Source organism: Arthrobacter sp. BPSS-3, assembly GCF_044628475.1.
Lineage (GTDB): Bacteria > Actinomycetota > Actinomycetes > Actinomycetales > Micrococcaceae > Arthrobacter.
In genome coordinates this window covers 58,114-82,177 of sequence record NZ_JBIMMV010000009.1, presented here as the reverse complement: position 1 = coordinate 82,177, position 24,064 = coordinate 58,114, and the positions used below count along the sequence as shown (strand labels likewise).

The following is a 24,064-nucleotide window of genomic DNA, read 5'->3' as shown; positions in this document are numbered from 1 at the left end:
TTTCAGCCCGCCGGGCGCACCCTTACTGGGTGTGCCCGGCGGGCTTTCGCATGCCCTCACCGATTCCCGTTGCCGGGACCGTTTGAAAGGAGCCAGCATGGCGTTTCACAAGGCCTACGCCCCGGGCGAGGTGTGCTGGGCGGATCTCCAGACCCCTGACGTCGCGGCGGCCAAGGAGTTCTATGGCGCGCTGTTCGGCTGGCGCTTCGAGGACCTGCCCACCCCGGACGGCCGCAGCTATGCTCAGGCGTTCCTCGGCGGGGACCTGGTGTCCGTGATTGCCCCGCAGAACCCGGCGCAGGGCCAGTCCGGTACCCCGGCACAGTGGAACGTGTACTTCGCCGTGGACGACGCCGCCGGGCTCGCCGCGGACGTGCCGCACACCGGAGGCGCGGTGGACTTCGGCCCGGAAGCGGTGGGTGACACCGGCACCATGGTCTTCTTCACCCCTCCCGGCGGAGGCGCCACCGGAGCCTGGCAGCCGGGCACGCACATCGGGGCCGCCCGCGCCGGTGAGGCCGGGGCACTGTCCTGGGTGGAGCTCCTCACGCCTGAACCGCAGCGCGCCGTCGGGTGCTTCCAGACGCTCTTCGGCCACGACGTCACCGAGTACCCGCAGGACGACGGCGGCACCTACACCACCCTGATGGTCGACGGCGTCGAGGTGGCCGGGATCGCCACTGTCCCGGCCGGCGATAAGCACCTGGACCCGGGCTGGCAGGTGTACTTCGGCGTCGACAGCGTCCCCGCGGCCGTGGAAGCGGCCCGCGCCGCCGGCGCCACCGTCCTGGTGGAGCCGGAGGATGTCGAGGAAGCCGGCACCATCGCGACCATCCGGGACCCCCAGGGCGGCGTGATCAGCCTGCTGGAGGTCTAGGCCCCTCCCGACGCGGACCTCACGGCCTCCACGCTTAAACGCCGCGGGCGCTCCCCACGATCTTGGGAAGCGCCCGGACGGTGTTCAGTAACTAGCCGGCGTACGCGTTGACCATCCGCACGGCGCCGCCGTCGACGCCCTTGGCGCCCTGGACGTAATCCGGGCCGGACTTGTCGATCGAGTCGGAGTTCTCCCCGACGGTGCCCATGACCCAGGACGGCAGGCCGCGGGCGTTCAGGTGGGCCACGGCGGCGTCGGCGGCCTCAGGCGAGACGATCGCGACCATGCCGACGCCCACGTTGAGGGTCCGCTCCAGGTCGGCCAGCGGGACGTTGCCCAGCTCGGAGACCAGCTTGAAGATGGCCGGCAGCTGCCAGGTGGAGCGGTCCACGGTGGCCAGCAGGCCCTGCGGGAGGACGCGGGCCAGGTTGGCGGCCAGGCCGCCGCCGGTGACGTGGCTGAAGCCGTGGACACCCTTGGGACCATTGACCGGGAAGGTGCGGGCCAGGTCCAGGCAGTCCGCGGCGTAGACACGGGTGGGCTCCAGCAGTTCCTCACCCAGGGTGCGTTCGAACTCGGAGACCTCGCGGTCCAGCGCCCAGCCGGCGTGGTTGATGACGCGGCGGACCAGGGAGTAGCCGTTGGAGTGCAGGCCGGAGGAGGCCATGCCGATCACCACGTCGCCGGAGCGGACGCGGTCCGGGCCCAGCAGGGAGTCGGCCTCGACCACGCCGGTGGCGGCGCCGGCGACGTCGTATTCGTGCTCGCCCAGCAGGCCCGGGTGCTCGGCGGTTTCGCCGCCCACCAGGGCGGTGCCGGCCACCGAGCAAGCGGCGGCGATGCCGCGGACGATGTCCGCGATGCGCTCGGGGACCACCTTGCCGCAGGCGATGTAGTCGGTCATGTAGAGCGGTTCGGCGCCCACGACGACGATGTCGTCCACCACCATGCCCACCAGGTCGAAGCCGATGGTGTCGTGGACGTCCATGGCCTGGGCGATGGCGACCTTGGTGCCGACGCCGTCGGTGGAGGTGGCCAGCAGGGGACGCTGGTAGGTCAGCAGCCGGGAGACATCGAACAGGCCGGCGAAGCCGCCCACCCCGCCGATCACGGAGGAGTTGTGCGTGGCCTTGACGGCGTCCTTCATGAGTTCGACGGCGCGGTCGCCCGCTTCGACGTCGACGCCGGCGGAGGCGTAGGTGATGCCGGGGGTTCCGGCGTCGTTGGTGTCAGCGGCCGGGGAGGCGGAAGTCATACTGGCTCTTTCTTGTCGGCATCAAGCTGGTCGGCGGGGACGCGGTCGGCGTCGGTGAGCAGTCCTTCGAACTCGGCATCCGGGCCCGGGTCGCAGCCGGTGGCGCCGGCCTTCTCCGCCGGGTCCTCGCCGACCGGGATGGCGGCGTCGGCGTCGGCCGTGGCTCCGGAGGTGGCGCCCGGGGTCCCGGGGGTGGCAGCCATGGCGGGCAGGCTCTTGGCTTCCGTGCGCTCGAGCAGGTTCTTGCCGAGCTTCTCCGCGCCGGGGAGTTCGATCGGGTACTTGCCGGTGAAGCAGGCGGTGCACAGGCGTTCGCGCGGCTGCCGGGTGGCGCCAATCATGCCGTCCTCGGAGATGTAGGCCAGCGAGTCCGCGCCGATGGCCTGGGAAATCTCCTCGATGGTGGCGCCGTTGGCGATCAGCTCGGCGCGGGAGGCGAAGTCGATGCCGTAGAAGCAGGGCCACTTGACCGGCGGGGAGGAGATCTTCACGTGCACGGCGGCGGCGCCGGCCTCGCGGAGCATCCGGACGATCGCGCGCTGGGTGTTGCCGCGGACGATCGAGTCGTCCACCACCACCACGCGCTTGCCGCGGATCACGGATTCGAGGGCGTTCAGCTTGAGCCGGATGCCAAGCTGGCGCAGGGTCTGCGAAGGCTGGATGAACGTGCGGCCCACGTAGGCGTTCTTGACGAAACCGTGGGCGAACGGGATGCCGGATTCCTCGGCGTAGCCGACGGCGGCGGGGGTGCCGGATTCCGGGACCGGGATGACGATGTCCGCTTCCTGGGTGTTCTCGCGGGCCAGCTGGCGGCCCATCTCCACGCGGGATTCGTAGACCGAGCGGCCGGCGATTGCGGCGTCGGGACGGGCCAGGTAGACGTATTCGAAGACGCAACCTGCCGGCGTCGCCTCAGCGAAGCGCTGGGAGCGGACGCCCTGTTCGTCGATGGCGATGAATTCGCCCGGCTCGATCTCGCGGATGAAGCTCGCACCCACCGTGGCGAGGGCGGACTGCTCGGAGGCGACCACCCAGCCGCGCTCCAGCCGGCCGAGGACCAGCGGGCGGATGCCGTAGGTGTCGCGGGCCGCGTAGAGGGTGCCCTCGTCCATGAAGACGAAGCAGAAGCCGCCCTTGATCTTAGGCAGCAGTTCCAGGGCGGTCTCTTCGAGGGACTTGCCCTCCTCACCCTCCAGCAGGGCGGTGACCAGGGCGGTGTCCGAGGTGTTGCCCTGCTTCATCTCACCGGTCAGCTGGCCGCCGTTGCGGTCCATAATCATGGCCTTGAGCTCGGCCGTGTTGGTGAGGTTGCCGTTGTGGGCCAGGGCCACCGTGCCGGTGGCAGTCGCACCCAGGGTGGGCTGGGCGTTGGCCCAGTGGCTCGCGCCGGTGGTGGAGTACCGGCAGTGGCCGACGGCGAGGTGCCCGGTCAGGGTGTTCAGCGTGGTCTCGTCGAAGACCTGGGACACGAGGCCCATGTCCTTGTAGACGTTGATCCGCTTGCCGTCGCTGGTCGCAATGCCAGCCGACTCCTGGCCACGGTGCTGCAACGCGTACAGCCCGTAATAGGTGAGTTTTGCTACCTCTTCGCCGGGAGCCCAGACGCCGAAGACGCCACATGCGTCCTGCGGGCCTTTTTCGCCAGAGAGAAGGTCATGAGAAAGTTTTCCGTCGCCGCGTGCCACTGGTCGATTATCTCACGTTGAGTGGCGGTGCCGCTCCGAGGGGATCGAATGTGACCCCTCGGGGGATGAGGGGCCCTTTCGTTGCCTGCCTAGGCGCGGTCTTCGTTATCGGTGTCCGGCACCGAATCGGGGACGGATTCGACGACGGCGCGCTCGGACCGGCGCACGCTGACCCGGTCCAGGATCAGCGCGACGACGGCGCCCACAATCGCTCCGCCGGCGATGCAGAAGGTCAGGAAGAACCCGAAGACGGCGTTGGCGTCATAGCTCTGGTCGCTGGTGGGAATCCCGTAGGCGATCACCGCCGCCACGACGATGCCTAGCAGGCCGCCCGCGATCAGGAACGGGACGTACTTCGGAGCGCGGCGGACGGTGACGGATCGGCGTTCGGGCGCTACGGGGGTGTCTTCGGGAGCCATGCCTTTAAGCCTACTGTCCTCCGGCCGGTGCGGATCCCGCGCCGATACCGGACCGGGGCGGCCCCGACGATACCGGACCTGCGCGGCCCGGACCCGGGGTGCGCCCGTCCGTTTCGGCAGCGGGAAAAGGGACCCTAGCGTGCGACGGTCCCGGGGAGCAGACTGGTCTGCGGGGGAGGGTGCGGTCCGGACTGTGAGGAAAGCACCATGTCAGTCTCCTCGGAGAACCTCCGGGATCAGCAGCGGGTCATCTGGGACTCCTTCGCCGCCGGCTGGAAGAAGTGGGACGCGGAGGTGCTCGGCTGGCAGGGTCCGTTCGGCGACGCCGTCCTCGACGACGCCCGGCTGGGTCCGGACTTCGCGGTGCTGGACGTGGCCGCCGGAACGGGTGATCCCGGCCTGACCGCCGCCTCGCTTGTTCCGCGGGGCACCGTGGCGCTGACGGATATTTCCGCCGGGATGCTGCACGTAGCGGAGGAGAAGGCCGCGGCTGCGCGGCTGGGAAATGTCAGTTTCACGGTCTGCGCCGCGGTGGACCTCCCGTTTCCGGATGCCTCGTTCGACGCCGTCCTCTGCCGCTTCGGGTTCCTGTACTTCCCGGACCTTCGGGCGGCACTGGCCCGGATGGTGCGGACGGCCCGGCCCGGTGCCCGGATCAGCGCGGCGGTGTGGGGCCGGGCGGCGCAGAACCCCTGGGCGACTCTGGTCCTGGGCTCCCTCGCCCAGCATGCCGGCCTGATGCCGCCGCCGGTCTGGATGCCTGGAGTGTTCCGCTGCTCCGCGCCGGGATTCCTGCCGGCCCTGTTTCGGGAAGCGGGCCTGGCGGACGTGACGGAGCGGTCTGTCAGCGCCGACCTGATCCACGAGTCCCCGGAGAGCTACTGGCAGTTCATGACGGACATCGCCACCACGGTGTGCCTCGGCCTCGCCCAGGCCGACCCGCAAGCGCAGTCCCTGATCCGGTCCGACGTCTTCCAGATGCTGGGCCGCTACGAACACGAGGGCGCCATCCGCCTGCGCTCGACCGCGACCATTGTCTCCGGCACCCGGCCGTAGCCGGCGGGTGCCTGGCACGAGGCAGCTTGGGTGGGTGCCGGGACCGTGGCCGCGGGGTTTTCGGGTTTCCGCTACGGTTCCGGACCGGCGCGTACCGGGTCCGGGGCGCGCCGGTCCGGAATCGGCGCCGCTGTCCGAAACCGCAGCGGATCTGACCCCAGGTTGGCGGGGCCTCATGGGCCGCACGATCTCAGCCTGCGGCGCGGAACCCGTTCTGTGTCGAGGAAGGCTGCAAACCGTTCGGGACGCGCCAGTTCTGTCCAGGTCCAGCGGATGACACGGCGGCCGGTGGAGCGGATGCGGTCCTCACGCCGCTTCTCCGCGATCACCACCTCCGAGGGGGTCCGGCCCTGCAGGAACTCGGCCCGTTGATACTTCACCGCGCCGTCGAACTCACCGCAGAGGCGCTCCAGCTCCCACTCGAAATCGGTGTAGCCGGCCAATCCGCGGGCGTCCCGGATTTCTGCTTGGAGGACCGGGGCCTGGAAACCCAACCGGTGCATCAGCGCGCGGCTGACCGATTCTCCCGGTGACCCGGACCCGGCATCCGCGAAGTCCACGGCCGCTTTGATTCTTCGCGTGGCCGCTGCCGAGTAGGAATTGCCAATACCCGCCATGAGTTCGTCCTTCATCAGAGGCGGGAGGTCCGGCCGCGGTGAGAGGACATGGTCGACGACGGTTGCCGCCTGTTCGAAGCTCTCGAATGCCGCCAGGTCCAAGACGGTCCGGAGCCGTGAAGTCACCAGCAGCCCGGCCCTCTCCTCGACCTCCAGCCCGTCCGGATCGACGAAATGCCGCCTGACGCCGGCCCGCGAACGGCCGCCGCCGCCGTCGAACGTGCACGCGTGCACCACAGCTGAACGGCCCAGCAGCGGCAGCCCCCACAACGCCGCGGCCGACTGACGGCAGAACACGGTCCGGGACTGCAGCGTGCTGGCCGCCGCGAAGATCAGCAGGGGGTACCGATCCCAGAAAGGCATGGCATCCCAGGTGGACGCCGGAACATAGACGCCCTGCCGGATCCGTCGGAGCTCACCGGCACTCGCGCGGCGTCCCAGAGTCCGGACATCCCGGCCGAGCCTGGCCGAATCGCTACTGAGGATGAGGGAAGAAGACTTCATGACTCCACAGTGCGCCGCCTCCGTCACCGGAGCGACGGAGGCATGCGGCTATGTGGAGAAAGCCGGGGGCGGAAGGCCGCGCCTGGTTTTCGCTATGGTTCCGGACGAGCGCCCGCCGGACCCGGGGTGCGTCCGTCCGGAACCGCAGCGGATATCCGGAACAGCCGCGTAGACCCCAACCCGGCCGCGAGCCGCGCACCGGACCCCGCGAACTGAACCGCACCCGCGCCCTAGACCCCCAGCTCGGCCTTCAGCGCGGCGACGTGGCCGTCGGCCTTGACCTGGTACTGCGCCAGCGTGACCTTGCCCTCCGGGTCCAGGACCACGGTGGAGCGGACGATTCCCTCGGTGATCTCGCCGCGGACCAGCTTCTCGCCCCAGGCACCGTAGGCCAGCGCCACGGCGTGGTCCTCGTCGGAGAGCAGCGGGAAGGTCAGGGCGAAGTCGCCGGTGAAGTGGGCCAGGGCGTCCGGGGCGTCGGGGGAAATGCCCAGGACCTCGTAGCCGGAGCCCTGCAGCGAGGCGAGGTTGTCGCGGAAGTCGCAGGCCTCGGTGGTGCATCCGGGGGTCGCCGCCTGCGGGTAGAAGTACACGATGACGTTCTTGCCGCGGTAATCGGCCAGCGAGACGGGCTTTCCCTCGGCGTCGGGCAGGGTGAATTCGGGGGCCGGGGTTCCGGGCTGAAGCTTGACGGGGGCCTGGCTCATGGGAGCTCCTTTGGTCGGGTGGGCCTGATCTGTGGTGCACAACGCCGGCCGCCGGGACCCTATTCCGCGGGGCCGAACAGCCTCACCGAGCGTGCCGGTCCGGTTGCCGTCGCGCCCAGTCGAAGGCGGATTCGGCGGGGGCTATGTACTCCAGTCCCACCCGGCCGGCGTAGCCGAGTTCGCGGCTGCGGCCGATCCACCGTTCCAGTGGCAGCTCGCCGGTTCCCGGGGCGCCCCGGCCGGGGGCGTCGGCGATCTGGACGTGGCCGAAGTCCGCCGCGTGCGCCTCTATGACGGCGTCGACGTCGTCGCCGTTGACGGCGAGGTGGTAGAAATCGGCCAGCAGCCGGACGTTTCCAGCGCCGGTCTCCCGCTGCACCCGGCCGATCACGTCCACCGCGTCCGCCGCGCGGCGCAGCGGGTAATGCGGGGCGTTGCTGACCGGTTCAAGCAGCACGGTTCCGCCGATCCGGCCCACCGCCGCGGCCGCCGCGGCGAGGTTCGAGACCGCCAGCTCGTCCTGGGATTCGGGTGTGTGGCCGTCCTGCCGGTTGCCGTACAGGGCGTTGAAGAGCGTGCAGCCGAGCCGCCCGCCGATACCGGCGACGACGTCGGCGTTGTCCCGGAATTCCGCTTCCCGGCCCGGCCACGAGACCAGGCCCCGGTCCCCGCCGGGCATGTCCCCGGCGTTGAAGTTCAGTCCGGTCAGCTGCACCCCGGCGTCGGTGATGGCGCGTTCAAACCGGGTCACCTCGGCGTCGCCGGGCACGGACGAGGCGAACGGCCACCAGAACTCGACGGCGTCGAAGCCGGCGGCCCGCGCCGCGGCGGGGCGTTCCAGCAGCGGCAGCTCGGTGAGGAGGATCGAGCAGTTCACGGTGAACGTCATGGGTTGCTCCTAGCGGCGCTTGCGCGGGTCGCGGCGCGCGGCCAGGCCCACCAGGGCTCCGACGGCGACGCCGATGAGCAGCCCGGTGAAGGGCTTGTCTGCGGTGGCCACCCCGACCGCATAGCCGATGGCCGCACCGATGAGCATCCCGATCCACAGCGACTCGTATTTCACAGGCTCAGGCTAGCAAGCCCGCGGCCGGTGCCCGACGTGTTCCACTGTCGGTGGCCGGGCCTATAGTCGGACCATGGAACAGCGACTCTTGGGCAAGACCGGTAGGAATGTCTCCGTGATCGGGCTGGGGACCTGGCAGCTCGGCGCGGACTGGGGCACCGTGGACGCGGCGGAGGCGCAGGCCATTCTCGGCGCCTCGGCGGAGGCCGGCGTGACGTTCTTCGACACCGCGGACGTCTACGGAGACGGCCGGAGCGAGCAGGCCATCGGCGCCTTCCTCGCGGCGAACCCGGACCTGGACATCACCGTGGCCACCAAGATGGGCCGCCGGGTGGAGCAGCGGCCGGAAAATTACACCCTGGAGAATTTCCGCGCGTGGACGGACCGTTCCCGCCGCAACCTCGGCGTTGACCAGCTGGATCTGGTCCAGCTGCACTGCCCGCCCACGGCCGTCTACAGCAACGCCGAAGTCTACGATGCGCTGGACACGCTCGTGGCGGAGGGGGCCATTCGCAACTACGGCGTCAGCGTGGAGCGAGTGGATGAGGCCATGGAGGCGCTCCGGCACGAGGGCACGGCCACGGTGCAGATTATCCTGAACGCGTTCCGGCTCAAGCCGCTGGACGAGTTGCTGCCGGCGGCGCAGGCGGCGGGCGTAGGCATCATCACCCGCGTGCCGCTCGCCTCCGGGCTGCTCTCGGGCAAGTACACGCCGGAGACCACGTTCGCCCCGGACGATCACCGCAATTACAACCGGAGCGGCTCGGCGTTCGACGTCGGCGAGACGTTCTCCGGCGTGGATTTCGAGGAGGGGCTGAAGGCGGTGGCGGAGTTCGAGCAGTTGGTGCCCGACGGCGTCAGCACCGCCCAGGCGGCGCTCGCCTGGGTGGCGGCGCAGGACGGCGTCAGCACGGTGATCCCGGGTGCCCGCAGCGTGGACCAGGCGCGGGCCAACGCGGAGGCGGCATCCGTCCGGGGCATCGACGCCACGTTCGACGTCGGCGTCCACGAAATTTACGACCGCTACTTCCGGGCGGCGATCCACCCGCGCTGGTAGCGGCTCATCCCGCTGGCACTTCCCATGACGACGCAGCCCAAGGCGACGGTGGCGATGACGACGGCGGCGATCCACGGTTTCGTGCGGCGGCTGGCCGCCGCGGAAACAGGCCCTGCCTGCAACAACTTCTTCGCCGACACCGTTCCCGCGAACGCCGTCCGGCGCCGGAACCTGGAGCTCTACCTGCAGGCGCTGTTGGACCCGCGGCCACCGGTGTTGCTGCTGGGCGAGGCGCCGGGTTTCCGCGGCATGCGGCTCACCGGCGTGCCGTTCACCAACCGCTCGATGTTCACCGGAGCGCCCAACCACTTCGGCCTGTTCGGCAAGGACCAGGGCTACGAACTCCCGCCGGAGGCTGCCGGGGTTGCCGTCGAGCCGACCGCCACCGTGATGTGGGAGGTCCTGGCTGAGCTCGACTTCCTGCCCCTGCTCTGGAGCGCCTGCCCCTGGCACACCCACCGGCCGGGCCAACCGCAGTCCAACCGCACCCCCTCGGCGGCCGAGGCGGCGGCGGGCATCCACTTCCGGGAGGAACTGATGGCGCTCTTCGGCATCACCACCGTGGTGGCAGTCGGCAACATCGCCCACCGGAGCCTGCTTCGCAGCGGCGTCCACGCCCCGAAGATCCGTCACCCGGCCCACGGTGGCCGGGCGGAATTCAAGCGCGGGCTGGAGGAACTGTTCGACGCCGGGATGCCCCGGTAACCGCCCGCCGAGGGGCCCACGGGGCTAGGGTGGTGTAAACGCCAGCCGCGGACGAAAGGCACACCATGAGCGACCCGAACCAGCCCGGAACCGAACCCTCCGGCCTGCGTGGCCCCGGCGACCCGGACTCCGCCCCGAAGGAACAGCCGCAGCCGGAAGCAGAAGCCGCGGGAAACATCCGCGAGGAGCAGATGACCCAGGCCGCGGGCGGCGTCCCGGCCGCCTACGTCGGCCCCGGAGAGCCAGGCCAGGGAGACAAACCCGAGGACGCCGCGGCCGAGGGGACCTGGGATGACGAGGTCTAGCCGCGGGGCATTGCGGGTCCAGCCACCCGGCCCGCGAGTGGGCTGGAAGCGCCGCGGTGACGGGCGGCCAAGCTCCAGCCGTTTCATAGCTCCGGCATAGCTTCGAGGGCTAGCTTGTCCCCATGGAAGAGAGCACGTCCCGGAAGGGCCGCACCACCACATCGGCCCATAGACCCGGGCCGAGGCCCTCCCGGACTTTCCGGCGCCGACGGGCTGTTGTCCTCGCGGGCTCGACCCTCTTGCTGGGCGCGCTGCTGACCACCGGTATCCATGCCCTCGCGAACTCCCGCGTGGCGCCGTCGTCGCCCGTGGCGGCTGCCGCTCCCACCGTGAACGCCCCTGCCCCCGCCTCCCCGGCAACTCCGGCGCCCGCCTCCGCCGTCGCGGCCCCGGCAGCCGCTCCCGCAGCAGCCGCTTCCACTGCCACCCCTGCGGGCACGATCGACGTCGGCCTCGACGCGAAGATCAACGCCATCATCGACGCCAACCCGGAGTACCAAATCGGCGTCGCGCTGCAGGACATCACGGCCGGCGACGCGGTGCACCAATACGGCGTGGAAGAGCAGTTCGAAGCCGCCAGCACCGCCAAGGTCTTGGCCGCGGCCGCCTACTACCATCTGGTGGAAACCGGGGAGGCGACCCTGACCGGAACGCTCGGCGCCTACTCCGCCGGCTTCCAGCTCCAGTCCATGGTCCAGCAGAGCGACAACGATTCCTGGTCGCTGATCATGGACGCGATCGGCCACAGCAACCTCTCCGACTACGCGTCCGCCCTGGGAATCCAGTACACCCCGGAGAGCAACACCCTGGCGCCGGCGGACACGGCCCGCATCCTGACCGACCTCTACTCCGGCAAGCTGCTTGACCCCGCGGACACCTCCCAGCTGCTGTCAACCATGCAGGACACCAACGATGAGACCCTCATCCCGGCCGCCGTCCCCGCCGGCATCACCGTGTTTCACAAGTACGGCCTGCTCGGCGGCGAACTGCACGACGCCGGCATCCTCGCCAAGGACGGCCGCGCCTACGCCCTGGTGGTTTACACCAAGGGCGATGACCTGGACAGCGTTCCCGAACGGACCGACATCATCCACCGGATCACCGGCGCGGTGACCGGCGCCTTGTTCTGACCGCGGTTGTGGTCCCTAACCGCGCCGGAAACGGAAAACCGCGCCGGTTCCGGACCGGCGCACCCCGGGTCAGGGGCGCCCCGGTCCGGAATCGGCGCGGAATGCGGGAATCGGCGCGGAAGTTACTTCGCCAGGAAGCCCAGTAGCGCCTCGTTGACCTCGGCGGCGTGGGTCCAGAGCATGCCGTGCGGCGCGCCCTCGATCTCGATGTACTCCGCGCTCGGCAGGGCCTTGGCGAAGCGCCGGCCCGTGGCATCGATCGGCAGGATGTTGTCGGCGGTCCCATGCACAATCAGGGAAGGCACATCGATTTTGGCGACGTCGGCGCGGAAGTCGGTCAGCCAGGTCGGCTGGGCGGCGACGGACGCGGTGGGTCCGGCCGAGCTGGCCAGGTTCCAGCCGGCGCGAATGACCTCCTCGCTGAGCCGCGGGGTGCCCAGGAAGGAGTCGCTGTTGTAGAAGTTCTTGAAGAAGTCGGTGAAAAACGCGTACCGGTCCGCGGTGACCGCTTCGAGCAGGCCGTCGAACACGGACTGCGGGACGCCGTCGGGGTTGTCGTCCGCCTGCAGCAGGTAGGGCTCCAGCGAGCCGAGGAAAACGGCCTTCGCCACCCGGGAGGAGCCGTAGCGGCCCAGGTACCGGCCAACCTCGCCGGTGCCCATTGAGAAGCCGACCAGGACGGCATCGTTCAGGTCCAGCCCGTTCATCAGGGTGTCCAGATCGGCAGCGAACGTGTCGTAGTCATAGCCGTCGGTGGGCTTGCTGGACTTGCCGAAGCCGCGGCGGTCGTAGGTGATCACACGGTAGCCTGCGGAGAGCAGCGCGGTGGTCTGCTTCTCCCAGGATGAGCCGTCCAACGGGTAGCCGTGGATCAGGACTACAGGCTGGCCGCTGCCGTGATCCTCGTAGTAAAGCTCGACGTCGGTGGTGTTCTCGGTTCCAACCTTGATGTAAGCCATGGAGCGGTCCTCTCGGTACTGTCGTGTTCTGATCTGTACGGTCTGACGTCTCTGCGGGCAGCTGCGCCGCTGAAGGGAAGAGCCCGCTAAAGGGAGCAACGACCGGTGGCGGCCGGCTGTTCCTGCGGCTTGCAGAAAATACCCCCAGGGGTATACTGAGCTACAAAGACCTACAACAAGGGAGTAGCGAATGTGCCGTGCAGTGACCTGCAGGAAATGCGGAAAGACCACCTGGGCCGGCTGTGGCCAGCACGTTGACCAGGTGATGCGCGGCGTCAAGGCCGCGGACCGCTGCAAGGGCCACGAGAACGAGCCCAAGACCGGCTTCTTCGCCAAGCTCTTCGGCCGCTGATCCCTCGGCGCGAGCGCCCCTGAACCGGGCGCCCGCAGCATTGTGACGCCGGGGCCGCCCCGCCCCTACCGCCGGAACAGCGCCCCGGTGACCGCCGTCGTCAGTTCGTGGAAGACCTCGATCCGCTCCGGGCTGTCGGCGTCGGACCCGCCCCAGGTGTAGATCGCCACGGCGTAGGCGGCGTTCCCGGAGCTGAGCACGGCGGCGTCGTGCACGAATCCCTCCAGCAGTCCGTACTTGTGGCTCACCGTCACGCCCTCCGGGACCGCGGCGGGGATGAGTTCCTCGTCGTTGGTGTGCTGCATGAAGCCCAGCAGTTCCTCGGTGTGCTCGGGGCTGAGCAACTGCCCGGCGTAGAGCTGCTTGAGCAGTGACGCCATCTCGACGGGGGTCAGCAGGTTCTGTTCCGGGTCGTAGCTGATGCCGATCGACGCCGCGTACGTGATCAGCTCCGGGTAGCCGATGTCCTTCATCAGCAGCAACCAGGAGTCGTCGCTGCTCGTGTTGACCATCGCCTGGATCTGGAAGCCGGCGTCGTAGCTGCCCAGCGGGGTGTCCAGCGAGCGTTCACCCCGCTCCACGAGCGCGTAATACGCCACCGCGGTCAGGATTTTCGCGGTGCTGGCGGCGGTGTAATCGGCGGTGTCGCCGAAGCGCTGCGGCTCGCCGCCCCGGGTGTCCTGCACGACGACGCCGATCCGGTAGTCGGGATTCTCGGCCAGGATCCGTTTGATCTCGCTGGAGAGGTCGACGGCGGCGGGCGGCGGCGTGTTCACCTTGACGTCCCGGGCGGGCAGGGGCTGCAGCTGGCTCTTCAGCGTGGCCCAGAAGTCGGTCTTCGGTTCCGGGCCGGTCCGCACCGTTCCGACCGTGATGGCCCCGGCCAGGACCAGCGCCGTCGTGGACCACACCGCCAAAATCCGGCGCCGTGCCCGGACCCGCGGGCTGACCCGCGGCCCACCGGATGGTGCCATTCCGGCACCCCCGGTGCCGGCCCGTGAGCTCTCCGGTGCGGGCTTGCGGGGGGCGGGGGAGTCCATGGTGCGGGGCCTTTCACGTGCTGGCCTGGGCGGCAGGCCGGGGGGATGCCTCGAATGTAGGCCCGGGTGGCGGCGAAGTCCACGCCCCACGCGGCCCGGCCGGACAGGTGTGGGCCAACTCCCAGCTTCCCGCCTGGCGGACGCTGCGGGCCGTGGTCGGACCGTACGGTTAGGCTGGCTGCCATGCCTAGGAAAATCACTGTCTCCCTGCCGGATGCCACCCTGCGCGACTACCTCACCCCGGACCCGGATGTCACGGTCCTGGAGTGGGACCTCTCCGGCGAACCGCCCGCGCCGCGGCTCGACATTGTGGTGCCGCCGTACATGGGCGGCCCGGCGGTGCTGCGCGGCCTGGACGGCGTGGAGACGGGGCTGGTGCAGAGCCAGTCGATCGGGTACGACGGCGTGGCGGAGTTCCTGCCGGACGGTCACGTCTTCGCCAACGCCGCCAGCGTGCACGAGACCTCCACCGCGGAACTGACCCTGGCGCTGATCCTGGCCAGCCAGCGCGAGTTCCCCCGCATCCTGCAGAACCAGCGCGAACGCCTCTGGGAGGGCCGGCCCACCGCCAGCCTGGCGGACCAGCGCGTGCTGATCGTGGGCTACGGCGGCGTGGGCAAGGCCATCGAGGACCGGCTCCTGCCGTTTGAGACCACGGTGACCCGCGTGGCCAGCCGCGCCCGAATTGATGACCGTGGACCCATCCACGGCATCGACGAACTCCACGCCCTGCTGCCGGAGCACGACATAGTGATCGTGGGCGTCCCGCTCAGCGACTCCACCCGGCACCTGATTGACGACGCGTTCCTCTCCGCCATGCCCGACGGCGCCCTGCTGGTCAACATCGCCCGTGGCCCGGTGGCTGACACCGACGCGCTGGTCAAGCACGCCTCCGCCGGCCGGATCCGCGCCGCCGTCGACGTCACCGACCCCGAACCGCTGCCCGCCGACCACCCGCTCTGGGAGATCCCCGGCGTCATCATCACTCCGCACGTGGGCGGCGCCTCCGCCGCGATGCGCCCCCGCATGGGCAAGCTGCTGCAGCGCCAGATCGACCTCATGCTGGCCGGCGAACCGCCCGTCAACGTGGTGCTGAACGGCTAATCCACGCCGGAAACCGTTAGGAACCCGCCATTGGGCTAGTCCCGCCCGGGCCCGGTTGAACCGGCCTTCGGCCGGGCGCGGACGTGCATCCGCTCGCCCTGTTGGCCGAACAGGCTGATCATCTCCACCGGCCGCCCGTCGGCGCTCGCAAACCAGTGCGGTGTGTGGGTGTCGAATTCGGCGGCTTCGCCCGGGCGCAGGACGAAGTCCTTGTCGCCCAGGACCAGGCGCAGCCTGCCGTTGAGGATATAGAGCCACTCGTAGCCCTCGTGAACGCGTGGATCCGGTTCCTCCCCGCGTGCGTCGCCCTCCAGCACCATCTTGAAAGCCTGCAAACCGCCCGGCCGGCGGGTGAGCGGTACAGCCGTCATCCCCGCGTGGGTGATGGGCTTCAGATGGATTCTCGGATCCCCGGTGGACGGGGCGTCGACCATCTCATCGAGGGGTACCCCGTAGAGCCTCGCGAGGGGGAGCAAGAGTTCCAAGTTGGGCCGCCGTTGACCGGCTTCGAGCCGGGACAGGGTGCTGGCGGACACCCCGGACGCGGCGGCAACCTCGGTGAGGGTGAGGTTTCGTTCAACTCGGAGTGCTTTGAGCCGTGGGCCCACCGCTCCGAGGACGGCGTCGAGGTCGTTGGTCATGCGCCTATTTTGCCAGAATGGCAAACTTCTTTGCCAGTTCCAGCGCAGGAGTATCAGGCTGTTGCTATGCCCCGCCCGCGGAGGCGGGGAGGTTTAGCGATAGATCGAGAGGCTCAGCAGTATGGAAAACACGCGATGTGACGTTGTGATTGTGGGCGGCGGCGCGGCCGGTCTCAGCGCGGCCACCACCCTGGCCCGGGCGCTGCGCTCGGTGATGGTCATTGATTCCGGTGCACCCCGCAATGCGCCGGCGGCGGGCGTGCACGGGTTCCTCTCCCGGGACGGGATCAGGCCCGGCGAGCTGCTTGCCGCCGGCCGGCGGGAGGTGCTTTCCTACGGGGGCACGCTGATCGACGGCGAGGCGGTCTCGGCCCGGCGCACCCCCGACGGTTTCGACGTGATGACCGACGACGGGCGCCGGATTTCGGGGCGACGGCTTCTGGTCACCACCGGCCTGACCGACGAGCTGCCCCCGATCGAAGGGCTTCGGGAGCAGTGGGGCAAGGGCGTGGTGCACTGTCCCTACTGCCACGGCTGGGAAATCCGTGGGCAGCGGATCGGGGTGCTGGGCACGGGGCCGCTGTCCATGCATCAGGCCTTGCTGTTCCGCCAGTGGTCGCCGGAAATTACCTTGTTCCTCAACGACACGGTGGAACCCACCGACGAGGAATGGGAAAAGCTGGCGGCACGCTCCATCACGGTGGTGGATGGTGCGGTGGCCTCGGTCGACGCCGCGGACGGCGTCCTGCGGGGCGTCACCCTCCGCTCGGGACACGCCTTCGACGTCCAGGCGGTGGCGGTCGCGTCCCGGCTGGAGGCCCGGTCCCACCTTCTTGAATCCCTCGGGCTGGTGCCCCAGCCGCACCCGTCGGGGGCAGGCCGGTTTGTGGCGGTTGATCCCATGGGTGGCGCCACGGCCGTCCGCGGCGTGTACGCGGCCGGCAACGTCACGAACCCGATGGCGCAGGTGGTCACCGCCGCAGCCGATGGTGTGATGAGCGGTGCCCGGATCAACGCGGACCTCATCGACGAAGAAACCCGCTGGGCGGTGGAGGGGCGCTTCGGCCCCTTCTCCGCCGCCTCGGAGGACGCGGTCTTCACGGCCGTGATGGGGCAGCGGCGCTACGGCCTGGAGGTTAGCGACCGGTAGGAACGGGGACGACGCCGGGAGCCGCCACTGGGGGAACCGCCCCTAACGGGGAAGCTACTTCTTTCCCGCCCGGAGGTCGGTCACCACCTTCGCCACGCGGCGCGCCCGCGTCTCCGGGGTCTTCGCGTCCGCCAGCGGCTCCACGTACCGGCGCTGGCTGCTGTAGTTCAGCGTCGCGTAGAACGCCTTCGCCTCCGGGTCCGCCTCCAGCGCGGCGGCCAGGTCCTCCGGGACCTCGACGACGCGGGGCTGGGTATCCACCTCGACGTCGACCTCTACGGTGTCGCCGCCGGCCACGCCCGTCAGGGCCCGGTTGGCGGCGCTGACGCCGATCATGTTTTGCCCGCCCATCACCGCGATGCTGCTGCGGTAGCTGGCCCCGTTGATGGTCACCACAACGGGCGGTTTCCGGCCGGCGCCCAGGGCTTCGACCACCTCCTGCGGCACGACGATTCCGGTTTTTGTGGCGCTGCCCTGGATTGTGGTGGTGAATTTCATGATCACAGTATGCCCCGGGAGGAGCCCAGCGCCGCCGGAAGCTCCGTCAACGCCGCGACGGTCATGTCCGGCGCCCCGAAATGGGCCGGATACCCGTGGCCGGACCGGTTCAGCCACGCGGTCCGGAGCCCGGCCCGGGCCGCGCCGTGGATGTCCCACGGGTGCACGGCCACCAGCAACATGTCTCCCAGCTCCACGCCTAAGCTCCCGGCCGCGTACTCGTAGGACGCGCGGGCAGGCTTCCAGGCGGGCGCGTCCTCCACCGAGAGCAGCGCCTCGAACGCCTCCCGGATCCCGGCATCGCCCAGCAGTTTCCCGGCGATCCGCGCCGAACCGTTGCTGAGCGTGGCCAGCCGGTACCCGGCGTCGGCCAGGGACCGGATACCCTCCGCCACGTCCGGGTGGACGCCCAGGCTGCCGAGGCCGTCCATCACGTGCTGCACCGAGTCCTCGAGTGGACGGTTCAGTTCCACCCCGGCGAACAGTTCCCGCAGGACGGCCGCGCCGATCCCGGCGAAGCCTTGATTATCGCGGGCCGCGGCCAGCGCGAAGCCGTCGCGCAGCAGGGAGGCGAACCAGAGCTTCGCCAGCTCCGCCGGCGCTCCCACCTCCTCGAAGCGGCCGCCCATCGGGGACATATCGGACAGGGTCTCGTTGACGTCAAAGACGATGACGGAAAGCGGTGCGGTCATGGCTGCTCCTCGGTTGCCGGTGTCTCCGTTATACGCCCCGCGGCCCGGCGCTTCGCCGTCGACCGGAAGACCGCGGCCGCCTGCTGCGCCGCCGGGCTCAGTCTGCGGTTGGCCAGCTGGGCCAGGAGGATCCGGCGTTTCGGGGCGCCGGCGAGGGGAACGGCGACGACGTCGGGCCGCAGGGCGCTGAGCGCGAGCTGTGGGGCCAGGGCGATTCCGATCCCCGCCGCCACCATGCCCTGGGTCTCCTGGTAGTCGTTGGCGTCGAAGGCGATCCGGGGCTCGAACCCGGCCTCGCGGCAGACGCGCCGGAGCACGTCAGCCACAGGGTGCTCATCCCGGACAATCCACTCCTGGTCCCGCAGGGCCTCGATCCGCACCGACTTCTTCCCGGCCAGGGGGTGGTCGCGCTGGACCAGCAGCATGGTGGGGTCGTTCATCAGCCGGACCAGGGAGAGGTCCTCGTCCGCGATCTCCTGCCACGGGTAGTCCCAGAGCAGGGTCAGCTCGACGTCGCGCCGGCGCAGCGACTCCAGCAGCCCCTCGCGCCGGGCGCTGATCACCGTCACGGCCACGTCCGGGTGCCGGGCCCGGAAGGCCAGCACCACATCAGGCATCAGGGACGCGCCCACCGTGGGGAAGGTGCCCATTCGCAGCTGCCCCCGGCGGAGCCCGGCGAACTCGTCCATCTCCGCCCGGGCCGCCTCGATGGTGCGGTCGATGCTGTCCGCGTAGCCCACCAGCGCCAGCCCGGCCTCGGTCAGGACCACGCCGCGCGGCTGCCGGTCCACCAGGGACACTCCCACCTCGTGTTCGAGCTTCGCGATCTGCTGCGAGACGGCGGAGGTGGTGAAGGACAGGGCCGCCGCGGCGGAGGTCAGGGACCCGGAACGGTGCACTTCGCGGAGTAGGTGGAGTCGGTGAAGGTCAAGCTTTGCCATGCACTGACTTTAGCAAAAGTGAATAGGTGTGGAATTTATCGTGATTGTGCTGAAGTCTGGACTGCCGGATCGTAGATGGGGAAGCGCAGGGATGCGCGATGAACCATCTGCACCACATGAAGGAGAAGGCCGTGGGACTGCGAGGCCACTGGTATCGGGGCGGGACCAGCAAATGCTGGTTGTTTGACGCGAAAGACGTCGCCCCGTTCGCCACCAACCGGGAAGAGATCCGCGAACTGCTCGCCGACGCGTTCGGCGCGGCGGACGCCCGGCAGCTCGACGGAGTCGGCGGCGGCACCTCCACCACCTCCAAGGCGGCCGTCATCTGGGCTACCCCGGGCGAGGACGCGGACCTGGACTACCTGTTCGCCCAGGTGGGAATCGGGGACCGGACCGTGGAGCTCGGCTCCAACTGCGGCAACTGCGCCACCGCCATCGCCCTGTTCGCCGTGCAGACGGGCATCGTCCCCGCCGCGGACGGACTCACCCGGGTCCGGATGCGCAACCTCAACACCGGCGCCGTGCTCAGCGGCACCGTCCCCACCCCGGGCGGCACCGTCCCGAAGTCCGGACTGGCCCGGGTTCCCGGCAGCTCCGCTGTCGGCGTCCCCGTCAGCCTGTCCTTCCACGGCCCCTGGGGCCGCAGCACCGGCGCCGTCCTGCCCACCGACGCCCCGGCCGACAGCATCGACCTCGGCCCACGCTCCGTGGCGGCCACGCTGGTGGACGCCGGTGCCCCCGCCGTCCTGATCCCGGCGGACCAGGCCGGCGTGGACCTCTCCGACATGACCGGCAACCTCGCCGGGCAGCTCGGAACCCTGGTGGCGGCCCGGGCCGCGGCGGGCCTGATGATGGGCCTGCGGAGGCCCGAGGACCCGCCGCAGAACGCCGTACCCAAGGTCGGCGTCGTCGACGAAACGGGCGACTACACCGCCGCGGACGGCACCCTGGTCCCCGCGGACTCCCATGACCTGCGGGTCCGCATGCTCTCCATGCTCGCTCCGCACCCGGCCATCGGCCTCACCTCCGCGGTGGCCGTCTCCCTGGCCGCCGCCCTTCCGGGCTCCGTTCCGGCCGGGCTCCTCCGCCAGGCCACGGAACTCGCCCCGGGCACCTCCCGTCTGCTGCGCATCGGCACCCCCGCCGGCGTGGTCACCACGGAAGTCGTCGCCGGGGACGACGGCTCCATCACCGAAGTCGCGCTGCACCGCGCGGCCCGGCACCTCGCTACGGCCGATATTGACGTCGCCAGATCATCTGGCATCTCCGCCTAGCACCCGTACCTGTTGCCCTGTCATCATGAGAGGGCCGCATTCAGCAAGGAAGTTGTTCAATGAAGATCAAATCCATCCTCGGGCATCTCTACGTCCAGGTCCTCATCGGCGTCGCCCTCGGCGTCCTGGTGGGCTCCCTCTGGCCGGATCTCGGCGCCGGGCTGAAACCGATCGGCGACGGGTTCGTCAAGCTGGTGAAGTTCATGATCGCCCCCATCGTCTTCTGCACGATCGTCGGCGGCATCACCTCCCTGACGGACACCAAGAAGGTCCGGCCCACCCTGCTCCGTTCCCTCGGCCTGTTCTACGCGCTGACCGCGGTGGCACTGGCCCTGGGACTGGCCGCGGTGATGATCATCCAGCCCGGCACCGGCATGCACATCAACCCGGCGCACCTGGATTCCTCGGTGGCCGCGAAGTACACCAGTCAGCTGCCCAGCAGCAATCCCGTGGACTTCTTCCTGAACATCATCCCCACCACGTTCGTGGGCGCCTTCGCCGACGGTGAGGTGCTGCCCGTCCTGGTCATCGCGATGCTCTGCGGCTTCGCCTTCAGCAAGCTCGGCGCCCCCGGCCAGGTGGCCCTGACCGTGGTGAACAGCTTCAACAAGATGCTCTTCGTGGTCTTCGGCTACATCATGAAGGTCGCCCCGCTGGGTGCCTTCGGCGCCATGGCCTTCACCGTCGGCAAGTACGGCGCGCACTCCATCGGCAACCTGGGCATGCTGATCGTGGCCTTCTACGCCGCCTGCATCGTGTTCGTCGTCGTCGGCCTGGGCCTGCTCGCCCGGATCACCGGCTTCAGCCTCTGGCAGACCCTCCGCTACTTCAAGGACGAGTTCTTCATCGTCCTGGCCACCTCCTCCAGCGAACCGGTGCTGCCGCGGCTGCTCTCCAAGCTGGAGCGCGTCGGCTGCGACCGGAGCGTCGTGGGCCTGGTGGTCCCCACCGGGTACAGCTTCAACCTCTCCGGCACGGCCATCTATCTGACCCTCGCCTCCATGTTCATAGCCCAGGCGTGCGACATCCAGCTCAGCTGGGGCCAGATCCTGGTGATGCTCGGCATGATGCTCCTGACCTCCAAGGGCGCGGCCGGCGTGACCGGCAGCGGTTTCGTGGCCCTGGTGGCGACCCTGACCGTCATGCCCACCCTCCCGGTGGCCGGCGTGGCCCTGATCGTCGGCATCGACCGCTTCATGAGCGAGGCCCGCGCCCTGACCAGCACGGTCTGCAACATCGTCTCCTGCATCGCGGTCGCCAAGTGGCAGAAGTCGCTGGACACCGTGACCCTGCACCGCGAGCTCAAGGCCGGGTTCGTTCCCACCGAGGCCGACGCCGACGCGGCCGACGCCGGGCACGGCACCGAAGCCCCGGCGGGCGCCGTCGTGACGCCCGACGCCGGGCACGGCACCGAAGCCCCGGCGGGCGCCGTCGTGGCCCCCGACGCCGGCCAGCCGGCGGAGCCGGTCAAGGCGCCGCAGCCGGCGCTGGTGCACTAGGAGGATCCCCACCCTGCCCACGCCCAGCCTCCGGTCGTAAACTGACGGACGGGCCTGCGGTTATCGCGGTGCCGGTTGGCCATGACGGCCGGCCGGCCCCGCTGCCGTCTGCCCCCGCATGACTGAACGGCCCGGCTCTCCCCACCCGGGCCGCCATCGAGAACTATGGAAAGGCACCCCCATGAAAGCCATCCAGTTTGCAGCTCCCGGCTCCTCCTTCGAAACCGTCGACCGTGAGGTCCCCGAGGTTCCCCGCGGCCATGTCCTGGTCAAGGTCCACGCCAGCGGCATCTGCCACTCCGACGCCATGGCCGCTGCCGGTTTCGCGTCCTCCTACCCCCGCATCCCCGGCCACGAGGTCGCCGGTACGGTCGAGTCCGTGGGCGAGGGCGTCACCCGGTGGGAAGCCGGGCAGCGCGTGGGCGTCGGCTGGTTCGGCGGCGCCTGCTTCGAGTGCGACTCCTGCCGCCGCGGCGACTTCATTACCTGCTCGGTGGGCAAGACCACCGGCCTGAGCGCTGACGGCGGCTACGCCGAGTACCTCGTGGCCCCGGCCGACGCCCTGGCCGCCATCCCGGAGGGGCTGAGCTTCGAGGAGGCCGCGCCGCTGATGTGCGCCGGCGTCACCACCTTCAACGGCCTGCGGCACAGCGGCGCCCGCGCGGGCGACGTCGTCGCCGTCCTGGGCCTGGGCGGCCTGGGCCACCTGGGTGTGCAGTTCGCCGCGAAGATGGGCTTCGAGGTCGTGGCGATCGCCCGCGGTTCGGAGAAGGAATCGTTCGCCAAGGAGCTTGGCGCGCACCACTACATCGACAGCACCACGTCCGACGTCGCCGAGGAACTGAAGAAGCTCGGCGGCGCCAAGGTGGTCCTCGCCACCGTCACGGACGCCGCGGCGATGTCCGGCACCGTCGGCGGCCTGGCCCCGCGCGGCCGCCTGGTGGTCCTGGGCGTCCCGCACGAAAACCTGGAGGTCAGTGCGGCCAGCCTGGTGATGGGCAGCAGCTCCGTCAACGGCCACGCCTCCGGCACCGCGAAGGACTCCGAGGACACCCTCCGCTTCTCCGCGCTCACCGGCGTCCGCCCGATGATCGAGACCTACCCGCTGGAGAAGGCGGCGGAGGGCTTCGACCACATGATGTCCGGCAAGGCCCGCTTCCGCGTGGTTCTCACCACCAACTAGGACGGGCGTCCCACAGGCTGTCCGCCGTGCCCGGTCTGCGGTGCACGGCGGATAGCCTGAGGGCGGGGAGCGTCAACGCTTCCCCACGAGACCAATGACCGGCCCACCCCGCGAGGGTGGGCACGGCCGGAGACAAGGGAGCGACAATGCTGGAGACAAGGCCGTTCGGCGATACCGGATTGAACGTCTCCATCGTGGGGCTCGGTGCCGGCCAGATCGGGGAATCCGACGTCACCGAGCGCGATGCCGCTGACGTGCTCAACGGGGCACTGGATCTGGGTGTCACGCTGATCGACACGGCGGCCAGCTACGGGCTGAGCGAGGAGCGCATCGGCCGGCACCTCGGCCACCGGCGGGACGAATTCCTGCTCTCCACCAAGGGCGGTCCGAAGATCAACGGCCAACGCGACTGGTCGCCCGGCAGCGTGCGGGAAAGCATCGAACGGTCGTTGCGGCTGACCCAGTCCGAACGCCTCGACATCTTCTACCTACACTCCTGCCCGCTCGACGTGCTGCGGCGCGGAGACCTGCAGGACACCCTGGACCAGGCCGTCGCCGACGGCAAAATCGGCGTCGCCGGCTACAGCGGAGACAACGAGGCACTCGCCTTCGCGGCAGAGTCCGGCCGGTTCGGCGCCATCGAAACCAGCGTCAACATCGCCGATCAGTGGAACCTGCGCAACGTCGTGGGCAAGCAACCCGAGCTGGGGGTCATCGCCAAGCGTCCGATCGCGAACGCGCCCTGGCGCTTCATCGAGCGGCCGGTGGGAAACTACGCCGAGCTGTACTGGGAACGGCTTCGGGCCCTTGAACTGGACCCCGGGGCCCTGGACTGGGCCGAATTCGCCCTGCGGTTCACGGTGTACGCGCCCGGCGTGCACACCGCCATCGCGGGCACGGCCAAGCTGGAACACCTGCGCCACAACATCGCGGCGGCGGCCGGCGGACCCTTGGACGCTGGCACCCTGGCGGCCATCGACCGTGCCTGGCTCGCCGTGGGGTCGGACTGGCCGGCCTCAACCTAGGAAGCCCGCCAGGCGCAGGCTACAGCGGGTCGGAGAACTGCGCGGCGACCTTGGACGGATCCAGGCCGGGAACGACGACGGCGGTGACGACCTCGGGTTCGGAAAAGAGCGCTGCGTGGGCGGAAGCCGCGGCCGGGGTTTCCAGCGGAGACGGTGTCTGGGTAGAGGTCATGGTCCTCATGTCTACGCCATCGGGGAGGCTGGGTCGAACCGGCGCGCGGTGGAGGTAGTAATCAGGCTGACGATCGGCTGGCCATCGTGACCGTCGCCACAGATTCCGACGACCGGCCCGCGGTCCGGGATGGACAACGCCGCCCCGCAGGCCA

The 24,064-nt window shown here is 69.8% G+C and carries 27 protein-coding genes; 13 read left to right on the top strand and 14 right to left on the bottom strand.

What is annotated here, in order from left to right; translation table 11 throughout:
• Positions 1-97 precede the first annotated feature (97 nt).
• On the top strand, positions 98-877 hold the full coding sequence (locus ACFVY3_RS14320) for a VOC family protein (protein WP_400160219.1): 780 nt from the start codon (positions 98-100) through the stop codon (positions 875-877).
• A 91-nt stretch (positions 878-968) separates the two neighbouring features.
• Here the strand turns inward: ACFVY3_RS14320 and purM are convergent, their stop codons facing one another.
• The 3 genes from purM to ACFVY3_RS14305 form a co-directional block, all read right to left on the bottom strand.
• Positions 969-2,132, bottom strand: a complete 1,164-nt coding sequence (gene purM, locus ACFVY3_RS14315; RefSeq protein WP_400160218.1) for a phosphoribosylformylglycinamidine cyclo-ligase — start codon at positions 2,130-2,132, stop codon at positions 969-971.
• Complete coding sequence (gene purF, locus ACFVY3_RS14310) at positions 2,129-3,817, bottom strand: amidophosphoribosyltransferase (RefSeq protein WP_290256334.1); 1,689 nt, start codon at positions 3,815-3,817, stop codon at positions 2,129-2,131. The genes purM and purF overlap by 4 nt, the downstream gene beginning before the upstream one ends.
• A gap of 89 nt (positions 3,818-3,906) precedes the next feature.
• Positions 3,907-4,236, bottom strand: a complete 330-nt coding sequence (locus tag ACFVY3_RS14305) for a hypothetical protein (RefSeq protein ID WP_400160217.1) — start codon at positions 4,234-4,236, stop codon at positions 3,907-3,909.
• Positions 4,237-4,443: 207 nt separating this feature from the next.
• Between ACFVY3_RS14305 and ACFVY3_RS14300 the strand changes: the two genes are divergently transcribed.
• A complete protein-coding gene (locus ACFVY3_RS14300) occupies positions 4,444-5,292 on the top strand; it encodes a class I SAM-dependent methyltransferase (protein ID WP_400160216.1) in 849 nt (282 codons plus the stop codon).
• A gap of 173 nt (positions 5,293-5,465) precedes the next feature.
• Here the strand turns inward: ACFVY3_RS14300 and ACFVY3_RS14295 are convergent, their stop codons facing one another.
• The 4 genes from ACFVY3_RS14295 to ACFVY3_RS14280 form a co-directional block, all read right to left on the bottom strand.
• Positions 5,466-6,272, bottom strand: a complete 807-nt coding sequence (locus ACFVY3_RS14295; protein WP_400160215.1) for a hypothetical protein — start codon at positions 6,270-6,272, stop codon at positions 5,466-5,468.
• A 371-nt stretch (positions 6,273-6,643) separates the two neighbouring features.
• On the bottom strand, positions 6,644-7,120 hold the full coding sequence (gene bcp / locus ACFVY3_RS14290; RefSeq protein WP_364134291.1) for a thioredoxin-dependent thiol peroxidase: 477 nt from the start codon (positions 7,118-7,120) through the stop codon (positions 6,644-6,646).
• 82 nt (positions 7,121-7,202) lie between these two features.
• Positions 7,203-8,009: a hydroxypyruvate isomerase family protein gene (locus tag ACFVY3_RS14285; protein ID WP_400160214.1), complete on the bottom strand. Its 807-nt coding sequence runs from the start codon at positions 8,007-8,009 to the stop codon at positions 7,203-7,205.
• Positions 8,010-8,018: 9 nt separating this feature from the next.
• A complete protein-coding gene (locus ACFVY3_RS14280) occupies positions 8,019-8,183 on the bottom strand; it encodes a glycine zipper domain-containing protein (RefSeq protein WP_290256328.1) in 165 nt (54 codons plus the stop codon).
• A 73-nt stretch (positions 8,184-8,256) separates the two neighbouring features.
• On the opposite strand from ACFVY3_RS14280, the gene ACFVY3_RS14275 reads away from it, so the two are divergent.
• From ACFVY3_RS14275 to ACFVY3_RS14260, 4 genes are all read left to right on the top strand, one after another.
• Complete coding sequence (locus tag ACFVY3_RS14275; protein ID WP_400160213.1) at positions 8,257-9,240, top strand: aldo/keto reductase; 984 nt, start codon at positions 8,257-8,259, stop codon at positions 9,238-9,240.
• 54 nt (positions 9,241-9,294) lie between these two features.
• Positions 9,295-9,945, top strand: a complete 651-nt coding sequence (locus ACFVY3_RS14270) for a uracil-DNA glycosylase (RefSeq protein WP_400160307.1) — start codon at positions 9,295-9,297, stop codon at positions 9,943-9,945.
• 65 nt (positions 9,946-10,010) lie between these two features.
• Entirely contained in the window at positions 10,011-10,250 is a 240-nt protein-coding gene (locus ACFVY3_RS14265; protein ID WP_400160212.1) for a hypothetical protein, read from the top strand.
• 122 nt (positions 10,251-10,372) lie between these two features.
• Positions 10,373-11,380 carry a serine hydrolase gene (locus ACFVY3_RS14260; RefSeq protein WP_400160211.1) on the top strand — a complete coding sequence of 336 codons (1,008 nt, stop codon included), beginning with the start codon at positions 10,373-10,375 and terminating at the stop codon, positions 11,378-11,380.
• Positions 11,381-11,502: 122 nt separating this feature from the next.
• On the opposite strand, the gene ACFVY3_RS14255 is transcribed toward ACFVY3_RS14260, so the two are convergent.
• Positions 11,503-12,339, bottom strand: a complete 837-nt coding sequence (locus ACFVY3_RS14255; protein WP_400160210.1) for an alpha/beta fold hydrolase — start codon at positions 12,337-12,339, stop codon at positions 11,503-11,505.
• A 202-nt stretch (positions 12,340-12,541) separates the two neighbouring features.
• On the opposite strand from ACFVY3_RS14255, the gene ACFVY3_RS14250 reads away from it, so the two are divergent.
• Positions 12,542-12,691 carry a hypothetical protein gene (locus tag ACFVY3_RS14250; RefSeq protein WP_290256497.1) on the top strand — a complete coding sequence of 50 codons (150 nt, stop codon included), beginning with the start codon at positions 12,542-12,544 and terminating at the stop codon, positions 12,689-12,691.
• 65 nt (positions 12,692-12,756) lie between these two features.
• On the opposite strand, the gene ACFVY3_RS14245 is transcribed toward ACFVY3_RS14250, so the two are convergent.
• On the bottom strand, positions 12,757-13,731 hold the full coding sequence (locus tag ACFVY3_RS14245) for a serine hydrolase (protein WP_400160209.1): 975 nt from the start codon (positions 13,729-13,731) through the stop codon (positions 12,757-12,759).
• A gap of 183 nt (positions 13,732-13,914) precedes the next feature.
• Here ACFVY3_RS14245 and ACFVY3_RS14240 point away from each other — a divergent pair, with 183 nt between their 5' ends.
• Positions 13,915-14,835 (top strand): 2-hydroxyacid dehydrogenase, encoded by a 921-nt coding sequence (locus ACFVY3_RS14240; RefSeq protein ID WP_400160208.1) that lies wholly within the window; start codon positions 13,915-13,917, stop codon positions 14,833-14,835.
• A 35-nt stretch (positions 14,836-14,870) separates the two neighbouring features.
• Here the strand turns inward: ACFVY3_RS14240 and ACFVY3_RS14235 are convergent, their stop codons facing one another.
• Positions 14,871-15,476: a helix-turn-helix domain-containing protein gene (locus tag ACFVY3_RS14235; RefSeq protein WP_400160207.1), complete on the bottom strand. Its 606-nt coding sequence runs from the start codon at positions 15,474-15,476 to the stop codon at positions 14,871-14,873.
• 121 nt (positions 15,477-15,597) lie between these two features.
• Between ACFVY3_RS14235 and ACFVY3_RS14230 the strand changes: the two genes are divergently transcribed.
• Entirely contained in the window at positions 15,598-16,626 is a 1,029-nt protein-coding gene (locus tag ACFVY3_RS14230; protein WP_400160206.1) for an NAD(P)/FAD-dependent oxidoreductase, read from the top strand.
• 54 nt (positions 16,627-16,680) lie between these two features.
• Here ACFVY3_RS14230 and ACFVY3_RS14225 read toward each other — a convergent pair whose 3' ends face one another.
• From ACFVY3_RS14225 to ACFVY3_RS14215, 3 genes are read right to left on the bottom strand one after another with little or no spacing between them, the layout of a single operon-like run.
• Complete coding sequence (locus ACFVY3_RS14225; protein ID WP_400160205.1) at positions 16,681-17,124, bottom strand: YdeI/OmpD-associated family protein; 444 nt, start codon at positions 17,122-17,124, stop codon at positions 16,681-16,683.
• A gap of 2 nt (positions 17,125-17,126) precedes the next feature.
• The gene (locus tag ACFVY3_RS14220) at positions 17,127-17,816 is read right to left on the bottom strand and encodes a haloacid dehalogenase type II (RefSeq protein ID WP_400160204.1); all 690 of its coding nucleotides are present in this window, start codon (positions 17,814-17,816) and stop codon (positions 17,127-17,129) included.
• Entirely contained in the window at positions 17,813-18,757 is a 945-nt protein-coding gene (locus ACFVY3_RS14215) for a LysR family transcriptional regulator (RefSeq protein WP_400160203.1), read from the bottom strand. The genes ACFVY3_RS14220 and ACFVY3_RS14215 overlap by 4 nt, the downstream gene beginning before the upstream one ends.
• 98 nt (positions 18,758-18,855) lie before the next feature.
• On the opposite strand from ACFVY3_RS14215, the gene ACFVY3_RS14210 reads away from it, so the two are divergent.
• From ACFVY3_RS14210 to ACFVY3_RS14195, 4 genes are all read left to right on the top strand, one after another.
• Positions 18,856-20,031, top strand: a complete 1,176-nt coding sequence (locus tag ACFVY3_RS14210) for a PrpF domain-containing protein (protein WP_400160202.1) — start codon at positions 18,856-18,858, stop codon at positions 20,029-20,031.
• A 59-nt stretch (positions 20,032-20,090) separates the two neighbouring features.
• Positions 20,091-21,530 (top strand): C4-dicarboxylate transporter DctA, encoded by a 1,440-nt coding sequence (gene dctA, locus ACFVY3_RS14205; protein ID WP_400160201.1) that lies wholly within the window; start codon positions 20,091-20,093, stop codon positions 21,528-21,530.
• Between the two features lie 181 nt (positions 21,531-21,711).
• Complete coding sequence (locus ACFVY3_RS14200; protein WP_400160200.1) at positions 21,712-22,713, top strand: alcohol dehydrogenase; 1,002 nt, start codon at positions 21,712-21,714, stop codon at positions 22,711-22,713.
• A gap of 146 nt (positions 22,714-22,859) precedes the next feature.
• Positions 22,860-23,738: an aldo/keto reductase gene (locus tag ACFVY3_RS14195; protein WP_400160199.1), complete on the top strand. Its 879-nt coding sequence runs from the start codon at positions 22,860-22,862 to the stop codon at positions 23,736-23,738.
• Between the two features lie 19 nt (positions 23,739-23,757).
• Here ACFVY3_RS14195 and ACFVY3_RS14190 read toward each other — a convergent pair whose 3' ends face one another.
• Positions 23,758-23,910, bottom strand: coding sequence for a hypothetical protein (locus tag ACFVY3_RS14190; protein ID WP_290256312.1), 153 nt, complete (start codon positions 23,908-23,910; stop codon positions 23,758-23,760).
• Positions 23,911-24,064: the final 154 nt, after the last annotated feature.

Coding starts and splice junctions, on each gene's coding strand:
- dctA (WP_400160201.1), top strand. CDS start 20,091: ATGAAGATCAAATCCATCCTCGGGCATCTCTACGTCCAGGTCCTCATC.
- ACFVY3_RS14225 (WP_400160205.1), bottom strand. CDS start 17,124: ATGAAATTCACCACCACAATCCAGGGCAGCGCCACAAAAACCGGAATC.
- ACFVY3_RS14300 (WP_400160216.1), top strand. CDS start 4,444: ATGTCAGTCTCCTCGGAGAACCTCCGGGATCAGCAGCGGGTCATCTGG.
- ACFVY3_RS14245 (WP_400160209.1), bottom strand. CDS start 13,731: ATGGACTCCCCCGCCCCCCGCAAGCCCGCACCGGAGAGCTCACGGGCC.
- ACFVY3_RS14295 (WP_400160215.1), bottom strand. CDS start 6,272: ATGCCTTTCTGGGATCGGTACCCCCTGCTGATCTTCGCGGCGGCCAGC.
- ACFVY3_RS14265 (WP_400160212.1), top strand. CDS start 10,011: ATGAGCGACCCGAACCAGCCCGGAACCGAACCCTCCGGCCTGCGTGGC.
- ACFVY3_RS14240 (WP_400160208.1), top strand. CDS start 13,915: ATGCCTAGGAAAATCACTGTCTCCCTGCCGGATGCCACCCTGCGCGAC.
- ACFVY3_RS14195 (WP_400160199.1), top strand. CDS start 22,860: ATGCTGGAGACAAGGCCGTTCGGCGATACCGGATTGAACGTCTCCATC.
- ACFVY3_RS14235 (WP_400160207.1), bottom strand. CDS start 15,476: ATGACCAACGACCTCGACGCCGTCCTCGGAGCGGTGGGCCCACGGCTC.
- ACFVY3_RS14260 (WP_400160211.1), top strand. CDS start 10,373: ATGGAAGAGAGCACGTCCCGGAAGGGCCGCACCACCACATCGGCCCAT.
- ACFVY3_RS14270 (WP_400160307.1), top strand. CDS start 9,295: ATGACGACGGCGGCGATCCACGGTTTCGTGCGGCGGCTGGCCGCCGCG.
- ACFVY3_RS14320 (WP_400160219.1), top strand. CDS start 98: ATGGCGTTTCACAAGGCCTACGCCCCGGGCGAGGTGTGCTGGGCGGAT.
- ACFVY3_RS14215 (WP_400160203.1), bottom strand. CDS start 18,757: ATGGCAAAGCTTGACCTTCACCGACTCCACCTACTCCGCGAAGTGCAC.
- ACFVY3_RS14285 (WP_400160214.1), bottom strand. CDS start 8,009: ATGACGTTCACCGTGAACTGCTCGATCCTCCTCACCGAGCTGCCGCTG.
- ACFVY3_RS14190 (WP_290256312.1), bottom strand. CDS start 23,910: ATGACCTCTACCCAGACACCGTCTCCGCTGGAAACCCCGGCCGCGGCT.
- ACFVY3_RS14275 (WP_400160213.1), top strand. CDS start 8,257: ATGGAACAGCGACTCTTGGGCAAGACCGGTAGGAATGTCTCCGTGATC.
- ACFVY3_RS14210 (WP_400160202.1), top strand. CDS start 18,856: ATGAACCATCTGCACCACATGAAGGAGAAGGCCGTGGGACTGCGAGGC.
- bcp (WP_364134291.1), bottom strand. CDS start 7,120: ATGAGCCAGGCCCCCGTCAAGCTTCAGCCCGGAACCCCGGCCCCCGAA.
- ACFVY3_RS14255 (WP_400160210.1), bottom strand. CDS start 12,339: ATGGCTTACATCAAGGTTGGAACCGAGAACACCACCGACGTCGAGCTT.
- ACFVY3_RS14220 (WP_400160204.1), bottom strand. CDS start 17,816: ATGACCGCACCGCTTTCCGTCATCGTCTTTGACGTCAACGAGACCCTG.
- ACFVY3_RS14305 (WP_400160217.1), bottom strand. CDS start 4,236: ATGGCTCCCGAAGACACCCCCGTAGCGCCCGAACGCCGATCCGTCACC.
- ACFVY3_RS14230 (WP_400160206.1), top strand. CDS start 15,598: ATGGAAAACACGCGATGTGACGTTGTGATTGTGGGCGGCGGCGCGGCC.
- purM (WP_400160218.1), bottom strand. CDS start 2,132: ATGACTTCCGCCTCCCCGGCCGCTGACACCAACGACGCCGGAACCCCC.
- ACFVY3_RS14200 (WP_400160200.1), top strand. CDS start 21,712: ATGAAAGCCATCCAGTTTGCAGCTCCCGGCTCCTCCTTCGAAACCGTC.